The 7,905-nt window shown below is 57.2% G+C and carries 9 protein-coding genes; all 9 read left to right on the top strand.

Going from position 1 to position 7,905, the window contains the following annotated elements:
* Window positions 1-155: 155 nt before the first annotated feature.
* On the top strand, window positions 156-437 hold the full coding sequence (locus tag ACFDSS_RS09730; protein WP_039965702.1) for a TrbC/VirB2 family protein: 282 nt from the start codon (window positions 156-158) through the stop codon (window positions 435-437).
* Between the two features lie 15 nt (window positions 438-452).
* Window positions 453-731 (top strand): type IV secretion system protein VirB3, encoded by a 279-nt coding sequence (locus ACFDSS_RS09725; protein ID WP_007121039.1) that lies wholly within the window; start codon window positions 453-455, stop codon window positions 729-731.
* Window positions 706-3,096, top strand: a complete 2,391-nt coding sequence (locus tag ACFDSS_RS09720; protein ID WP_375255551.1) for a type IV secretion system protein B4 — start codon at window positions 706-708, stop codon at window positions 3,094-3,096. The genes ACFDSS_RS09725 and ACFDSS_RS09720 overlap by 26 nt, the downstream gene beginning before the upstream one ends.
* 199 nt (window positions 3,097-3,295) lie before the next feature.
* Window positions 3,296-4,408 carry a transglycosylase SLT domain-containing protein gene (locus ACFDSS_RS09715; protein WP_007121041.1) on the top strand — a complete coding sequence of 371 codons (1,113 nt, stop codon included), beginning with the start codon at window positions 3,296-3,298 and terminating at the stop codon, window positions 4,406-4,408.
* A complete protein-coding gene (locus ACFDSS_RS09710) occupies window positions 4,405-5,172 on the top strand; it encodes a type IV secretion system protein (protein WP_039965697.1) in 768 nt (255 codons plus the stop codon). Before ACFDSS_RS09715 ends, ACFDSS_RS09710 begins: the two co-directional genes overlap by 4 nt.
* A gap of 119 nt (window positions 5,173-5,291) precedes the next feature.
* The gene (locus ACFDSS_RS09705) at window positions 5,292-5,588 is read left to right on the top strand and encodes a hypothetical protein (protein WP_375255550.1); all 297 of its coding nucleotides are present in this window, start codon (window positions 5,292-5,294) and stop codon (window positions 5,586-5,588) included.
* A gap of 3 nt (window positions 5,589-5,591) precedes the next feature.
* Window positions 5,592-6,605 carry a type IV secretion system protein gene (locus ACFDSS_RS09700; RefSeq protein ID WP_072629786.1) on the top strand — a complete coding sequence of 338 codons (1,014 nt, stop codon included), beginning with the start codon at window positions 5,592-5,594 and terminating at the stop codon, window positions 6,603-6,605.
* Window positions 6,606-6,624: 19 nt separating this feature from the next.
* The gene (locus ACFDSS_RS09695) at window positions 6,625-7,296 is read left to right on the top strand and encodes a virB8 family protein (RefSeq protein WP_072629785.1); all 672 of its coding nucleotides are present in this window, start codon (window positions 6,625-6,627) and stop codon (window positions 7,294-7,296) included.
* Between the two features lie 4 nt (window positions 7,297-7,300).
* Window positions 7,301-7,905: TrbG/VirB9 family P-type conjugative transfer protein (locus tag ACFDSS_RS09690; protein WP_375255549.1), on the top strand; the 605-nt coding region annotated here is incomplete at its 3' end.

The following is a 7,905-nucleotide window of genomic DNA, read 5'->3' as shown; positions in this document are numbered from 1 at the left end:
CCGTTTTCTGAAACACGCGCCTACATTGCACGCATCCACGACATTCGTGAACGGCTGTCCGGTGGAACGTCGCAGCCAGCACCAATCCGCGTCGCCAATACAGCACCCACACGCGCTCCCGTCATTATTGAACTGAACTGATCAAGGACATTTTCATGCCAAGACACCACTCACGATACTTGCCACTCATGGTCGCAACCTTAGCGCTCCTTGCCTCCCCTGCCTTCGCGCAAGACTTGTCGCCCATTCAAACAATGTTGGAGACGGTCGAAGCCGCACTCACAGGACCAATTGGCATTGCCGTGGCTACTCTAGCGGTCATTGGCACAGGCTTCATGTGCATGATGGGGCGGCTGAACTGGGGATGGTTCGCCTCCGTGATCATCGGGATCGTGTTGATTTTCTCGGCGGGCACCATCGTCGACGGCTTCACCTAAGAGCAGGCAGAGCAGATGGCAGAACGTTCCCCACTTTTCCTCGGCCTCGCACGCCCACCCAAGTATCTGGGTCTCCCTGTCGGATATCTGGTGGTCTTGGCCATGGGGGTCGTTCTGCCATTTATCTGGACGAAATCTCTGATCTTTTTCCTGATCGGGATCATTGCCTATCCAGTCCTTTGGTTCGTTGCGGACAAAGAGCCTCATTTCTTTGAAGTGCTGCGCATCTCCTTTGGCACCGTGCGCCCGACCAAAAACCGCGCACATCATGGGGGTGACAGCTTTGGCGCTTGATGGTGGAACTTTGAGCGGCATCGGCCCTGCGGTGCGTGAAGCTGGGGGAACAGGATTTGCCCGTGAAAGCTACCTTGCGGAGCACCTGCCCTATTTTGCTTTGGCAACGGACGATGTGATGGTGCTGCGCGAAGGCGATCTTCTGGCAACCCTACGCCTTGATGGTCTGAACCCGATGACTACCGAGGACGATCGCCTTGATGCGCTCAAGCGCGCGGTTGCCGCAATCGTGGCCCAAACCGGGAATACGTTCGGTTTTTACATCCACCGCGTCTCTGTTCCACAAAACTTAGACCTTAAGCCCGTCGAGGGTGATACCTTCGCGTCCCAAGTCGATGCCCGTTGGGCAGCTCACATCAAAGGCCTGCGACCTTCCAAGCGGCAGATGTATCTCAGCGTCATTCGCCGCCCCAATCTCGCAGCCCGCATCCCATTTTTGCGCGCACTCGCCCGCAAAGCTTGGGTCAAAGACCGCGCAGCGCGTGTTCAAGTGCTCAACGAGGTTATGGGCTTCTTTGCGGTGGCCCTCTCTTCGGCAAACCCTGTTCGCTTAACAAAGACGGGCGGTGAATGGCTCGGGTATCTGAACACGCTCAACGCAGGCAGCTTTTCACCCATCGCATTTGGTCAAAGCCCCCTGCCCCTGTCTCATACCATCAGTGATTGCCGCGCGACGTTCGATGGAGATGTGGCGACGATTACATGTGCCACAACAGGTGCCGTCAAATATGGCGCGCTCTTTAGCATCAAATCCTATCCCGCACTGACAGACGTGACGCTTCTCGATGCGTTAGATCTGCCTCTCGATATCGTACTGACCAATTCATTCAGTCCAATCCCGAACAACATCATGGCCGAGCGCATCCAGCGCATCATCAGACAGATGCATGCGTCAGATGATGCCGCCGTGTCATTGCGCGACCAATTGGCCTTGGCTGCAGACGATCAAGAGGCGGGACGCATCGCCTTTGGCGACCATCACCTTTCCATCGCCGTCTATGCGCCTGACCGCGACACACTTGAACGCGCCGCCGCACAGATCAAACGGGTCGGCCAAGAAATCATGGCTGTGATCGTGCGCGAAAACATGGCGCTGAAAGCCACCTATTTTGCACAGAGCCCGGGCAACTTTGGCTATCGCGCCCGAAAGACACCAATCTCATCGACCAATTTTTCTGATTTTGCAGCCCTTCACGGCAGTGTTGAAGGGCGTAGCAATGACGAGAGCCCGTGGGGTCAGAGCATTGCGGTTCTGCCAACAGTGGGTACATCAGGCTACCGTTTCAACTTCCACGAAGCGGGTTCTGCAAGCAAAGAACCTACTGTGGGCCACACACTGGTTTTAGGGCGCACGGGAACTGGCAAAACATTGACGACTGCCTTCCTCACCGCGCAAGCGCAACGGATCGGCGCACGCCTGTTCTTCTTTGACAAAGATCGCGGCTTGGAAATGGCAGTCCGAGCTTTGGGTGGCCGTTACAATGAAATCCGCGCAGGCGTGCCCACAGGCCTCAACCCGCTCGCCTCTGAAATCGATGAACGCGGACGCGCTTGGTTATCCGATTGGTTGGCCACCTTGCTGACGCGCAGCGGTGCCTTATCCGGAGAACAATCGCGCCACATCCAGGGTGCGGTAACACAGAATGCAGATGCTGGCGCAGCCTTACAGCGCTTTGCCAGCTTTGAAACCTTGTTCCAGTCCTTGGATGATGATGGCGAGCTGCAGTCCCGCGTCGCAGAATGGGCCCCCGGCGGTCGGTTTGGCTGGGTATTTGATGAACCCGACCGTGGGCAGCGCCTCGATCTCTCTGGCGACATCGTCGGGTTTGATATGACTGAGATCCTCGACATGACAACGGAGCGCATGGCTGTGCTTTCATACATTTTCCGCCAGATTGAACGCGTAGTTGAAGACCGTCGACCCACCATCATCGTCTTGGACGAGGCGTGGAAACTACTGGATGATCCTTATTTCGGCGCACGGTTGGAAAACTGGCTCGTGACCCTGCGCAAGATGAACTGCGTCGTGATCATGATGACGCAGTACCCCAGCCAGTTGCGCGACAGCCGCGTTGGCAAAACCATTGTTGAAACCGTCCCGACGCAGATCCTGTTTCCCAACGACCGCGCCACGGTGGCCGATTACGATTTTCTGCGCGTGAACTCCAAGGAAGCTGCTTTGCTCGTCCAACCCACCATTGGCCAACGCATCGCGCTGGTGCGCTCCGCGGGAGACAGCGTCTTTGTCGATGCTGACCTCTCTGCCCTTGGCGACTTGCTGCCAATCTTGGGCGGCGGTGCCACAGGTGAGGCCCGCGTGCCAGCCGACTGGCGTTCAAACCCAGATTTTTGGAGACCACAATGAGATATTCCCAAACCATTCTTGTGCTTTCGGCTGCGCTGTTGCTATCGGCCTGCGCGCAATACACCGAGAAAACGTCCCCATGCTTTAACCGAAGCGGTGACCCGGTGGTGACACGCGCAACGCTATCCTTCGCGGCCACGGCACCAGTTTCAGCTGCGAGCGGCAAAGATTGTACTTTCGAAGCCCTGCCGCGCCCAGAATGATCCGCCCCGTCATCATATCTGCTGGGCTTTGGCTTTGCCTGCATGCAACCTCGGGCTTCGCCCAAGGTGTACCAACGCAAGACAACGCCGCAATCGGGCAAACCATTGCGCGTGTGACCGCATTGGTTCAGGATTTGGGAACCCAAGGTGACAAAGAAGCCGAGCGTTCTTCCATCGCCGAGGTGCAGGCAGATCAGCTGCGCACGCTCGAGGCAATTTCTGCCGCTATGACGGGTCCGGGCTTTGATATCAGCGCCCTTGAAGGCAACGCTGATTTTGGGGTCGCTTCCGTCTATCCCAACACCGATACAAGTCCGATGAACAGCCGCCTCTTTGGCGAGGGCCGCGAAACCGTCGAAATGATGATTGTGCGCGTTGCAGGCGAATATGCTGGCGCACCAGGCGTCGCACGGGCTGGTCTTTCCGCCACGCAATGGCGCTGCTTGTTTCAGGCACTGATCAAACAGGAAAGCCGCTTCAATATCACCGCCGAAAGCCATGTTGGCGCTTACGGACTGACACAGCTCATGCCCGGCACCGCATCGGACATGGGCGTCAATCGCTACGATCCTATGGACAACCTGCGTGGTGGCGCGCGCTACATCACGACCCAGCTGAACCGCTTTGGCAACATCCCCCATGCGCTCGCAGCCTATAACGCAGGCCCCGGACGCGTGATCGAGTATGGCGGCGTGCCGCCTTTTACCGAGACCCAAGGCTATGTGCGCAATATCTCCAAATTCTACAACGAATACCTTGCCGTTGTCGGTGGTGCGGAGGCGCTTGGCACATTGTCATCCTCAGATTTCGCCCTCGCTGAATACGCCAACATCTCGGATGCAGGCGTCTATTATGCGGCAAGCAGCCACGCCACGACGATGCAGGTCATCAACCGCCTGCGCGCGATCATTCTGCAAATCGACGCCCAACCAAATGCGAAAGCCGCGTGGGAACTCAACACCTACGCCAAAGCTGAAATCGCCCGCATCCTAAATCTGCGCGTCAGGCTGATGGCAGCCAATCAACAACGCGAAGCGACCCATGCCCAACATCTGGTCGCGGACCGCCTATCCGAGCGTGAATTCATGCAAATGGGAGTGCCAAATTGAAACAACTTCTTCTTTCCGTCGCGGTGATAACCACCCTCGGTGTATCGTCACCCGCAAAGGCACAAGGTGTTCCAACCTTCGATGGATCGCAACTTGGTCAGCTGGTTGCCCAACTTGAACACATGGCTGAAGATCTCAACGTGCAGCTGCAACAGTTGGCGACGATGCGGTTAGAGCTGGAGACGCAGCTGTCTCAACTGCTGAACTTGGAAGCCCAACTCACATCTCTGATCGAAGGCAGCGGATTGAGCGGCCTCTTCGCATCGATCGAAGAATTCCGGGCCTTGCGGGGTAAGCTCGTCGCACCTTTAAACACGGCACGGGCTTTGGCGGACGGCGATTTCCTGAGCGGCTTCAATCCCGGCGCTGAACTGGAAGCCTCGGTCGAACGGGTTCTATCCGGCAGCGGGTTCACATCAGAGACATTGAGCACCCTTTCTTCCTCGCCGGAACCCGCCGACAATCGCATCGCGACCTCAGCAGGCGCTAGCGCGATGTTGTCAGTCGCGGCTCAAGAAAGCCATGCAGAAGCTGGGCAAAGTCTGGAGCGGCTTGAAACAATGGTTGGCTTGATCGACGATCAGGACGGCTTGAAAGCGGCTGTTGATCTTAACACACGGGTCACGGCGGAACTCGGGATCATCCTCACACAAATCTGGCGTTTGGAAGCGGCGCAAGGTGTCAGCGCTGGACAGCTTGGCGTCGTTGATGCGGCTACACTGGCTGACGAGCGCCGGTTCAGATCAATGGCGGTGGATCCATGATGATGCGCGTCTCACCTGCGTTCAGATTGATCATAACAGCTCTGCTTCTCACGCAGCCTATACCCGCCTTTGCAGAAACACCGGGCACAACATCAGGCGGGCCTAAGCCTTTCAATTCAATGGCCGTCGCACCAGATGCCGAGGAATTCTGCCGCGTTCCACGCCCTCCTGCTGGTCTCGCGGAGACCGCTTATCTGCGTAACCGCTATCGTGCGATATTGCGTATTCTCGTTGCCGAACGGCAGTTGGAAACTGAGACCTGTGATTGTCCCTTGAGCGATTTCACATGGGACATGGCTCTCGCAGAACTGCCGCGCTTTCAGACGACTGACAACCCGCGCCTGCCGTTCAAGGTCCTCGACCTCTATGCCATGGCCGATGCGCTCGAGGCCGAGCACGCAGAGGGTTGTTCATAATAGATGGGCATTATTCGCGATATCCTCGACCAGGTCGATGCAGCTGTCGACAGCGTCGCGCAAGACGGGTTCATCTCATCTGCAGCCGCCGTTGGCGATGTCATCACTGCAGGTGCCATCCTGCTCCTTATCTTGCTCGGCATCAATGTCGTGATGCAGCTCAGACCCATGACCTTTGGCAGCGCGTTTGCGTTTGGGATCAAGATTTCGCTGGTCGCTATCTTTGCGCAGAGTTGGGATAATTTCAGCGTCATCTACGGCATTGCGACACAAGTGCCGGACTCCGTCGGCGCATCCATTCTCGCCCTCACGGGATCTGGCGACGAGGCTGGCGTCTATGAGAGCCTCGACAACATGGTGGCTCGCATCACAGCCTACGGCGACACCATCGGTGATCAAGCAGGCTGGGTCTTTGGAGCCGTGCTTGGCGCGATCTTCTTTGTGCTCTCCGCACTCTTCGCAGCCGTTACCGCTGGGATCATCGCCTTCGCCAAAATCGTCTTTGCGCTGATGATCGTAATTGCCCCTTTCATGATCATCACATCGCTGTTCAAGCCAACCCAATCCCTTTTTGAGGCCTGGAGCCGTGCGACCATCGGCTACGCCTTGATGCCCGTCGCCGCTGCGGGTGCTGCTGGCATCATCGTTGCGATCGCAGAAGCCATCGGCGATGCGTCCGCCGATCCAGTCGATGTCGAAACGGTGAGCCTCATCTTGCCATTCTTGGTCATTCTACTGCTCAGCGCCGGAATTATGGCATCCGTCCCTTACATTGCTTCCAACCTAACCGGCGTGATGGGTATTGCGTCCAACGCTGTCGGCCTGACCGGTCTGGCGCGCCGTGGTATCGTCAACACAAGCGACTATGGCACAGGCAGTGCCACGCGCTTCGCAACGGGCAAATCACCACAAGAACTCCAGCAAGCGGTGAACAGCGGCGTTGTCAAAACGGGCGAAGCGATCCGTCGAACACCGGCAACAGCGCTCAACACCGTCAAATCTTTCCGCGCCCCATAACGAAAGACCAACACCAAAAATGAAGAGTCAAACTAGCCAAGACCAAAGCGACGCCTTTGCGGTGGATTTTATCTACGGCCCACGCAGGCGCGAACGATTTGCCTATTTTGTGGCGGCAGCTGGCGTTCTGGTCGGGCTGGCAGGCATGGTTGCTGGAGCAAGCTTGTTTCCCCTAAAATCGATTGAGACTTTCGTTGTTGTCGTGGACAAAGAAACCGGACAGATGGACCGCGTCGCCGCAGTCCAAGCCCTCTCCTTGTCGGAGAGTGACGCCATTATACAAGCCAACCTTGTGGCCTATGTGGATGATCGAGAAACCTACGATCTGACCGACGGCGAGCAGCGGATCAACTCCGTCCTCGAGCGCTCGGACGGCGATGCCGCACGCACCCTGCGCGACCTTTGGACCTCGTCCAACGAAGACTACCCGATTGCTGTTTATGGCCGAGATGCCGTCATAGAAGTGGTGATCAAATCTGTGAACCAAATCGAATCTGGGGTGGCGCAAGTGCGCTTTACCCGCACCCTGCGCCGCGCGCGTGACACCCGCTCAGTGACCCGCAGCTACGTGGCCACTGTTGGCTACGCCTTTGAACCCGAAACCCGCCAACGCCTGCAAGACGTCTGGGCCAACCCCATGGGCTTCGTGGTCACCTCATACCGCGTCGACGCCGAGACTTTGGAGAACTGATCCCTTGAATATCGCTGCCCGTTTGATTTGTGCTGCCGCATTGCTGTCGGCCACCCCTGCCTTGTCCGAAGCCGTGCCACGCAGTGGGTCACTCGACAACCGCGTGCGCACCGCCACTTACGTTGAAAACCAAGTCTTTGTGATTGAAACTGACCTTCGGCATTCAACGACCATCCACTTTGGGCAGGGCGAACGGTTTGACGCCGTCATTGTTGGCGACACCGAGAGTTTCCAAGTCGATCCAATCCCCGAGCTTGGCAATGTCCTGACCATCAAGCCGCATGTGCAAGGTGCCTCAACCAACATGACAGTGATCACCAACCGCAGGACCTATTCCTTCCATCTCCGCGAAGGGGCCATTCCGGGTCGCTCAGGCATGTTTTTCGAGGTGCGGTTTCGCTATCCAGAAGATGAGCGTCGCGCGGCAGCGGCCAATACCCAACCCAAAGGATTTGAGGCCCCGCGCAACTATAGCTACCGCGTCGCTGGCGAAGGGGATTTCCGTCCAACCCATATTTACGACGACGGGCGGTACACATATTTCTCATTCCCCGAAAACGGACGCCAACCCGCCGTCTTCAAAGCAGACGAGCAAGGCCGGGAGCGCAC

It is taken from the genome of Yoonia sp., from assembly GCF_042093035.1.
Lineage (GTDB): Bacteria > Pseudomonadota > Alphaproteobacteria > Rhodobacterales > Rhodobacteraceae > Yoonia.
Note: the sequence above shows the minus strand (reverse complement) of the source record. Positions and strands in the feature narration are given on the sequence as shown.

Excerpts from the sequence above, each read along its gene's own strand:
- ACFDSS_RS09730 (WP_039965702.1), top strand. The coding sequence starts at position 156 with ATGCCAAGACACCACTCACGATACTTGCCACTCATGGTCGCAACCTTA.
- ACFDSS_RS09725 (WP_007121039.1), top strand. The coding sequence starts at position 453 with ATGGCAGAACGTTCCCCACTTTTCCTCGGCCTCGCACGCCCACCCAAG.
- ACFDSS_RS09720 (WP_375255551.1), top strand. The coding sequence starts at position 706 with ATGGGGGTGACAGCTTTGGCGCTTGATGGTGGAACTTTGAGCGGCATC.
- ACFDSS_RS09715 (WP_007121041.1), top strand. The coding sequence starts at position 3,296 with ATGATCCGCCCCGTCATCATATCTGCTGGGCTTTGGCTTTGCCTGCAT.
- ACFDSS_RS09705 (WP_375255550.1), top strand. The coding sequence starts at position 5,292 with ATGGCCGTCGCACCAGATGCCGAGGAATTCTGCCGCGTTCCACGCCCT.
- ACFDSS_RS09700 (WP_072629786.1), top strand. The coding sequence starts at position 5,592 with ATGGGCATTATTCGCGATATCCTCGACCAGGTCGATGCAGCTGTCGAC.
- ACFDSS_RS09695 (WP_072629785.1), top strand. The coding sequence starts at position 6,625 with ATGAAGAGTCAAACTAGCCAAGACCAAAGCGACGCCTTTGCGGTGGAT.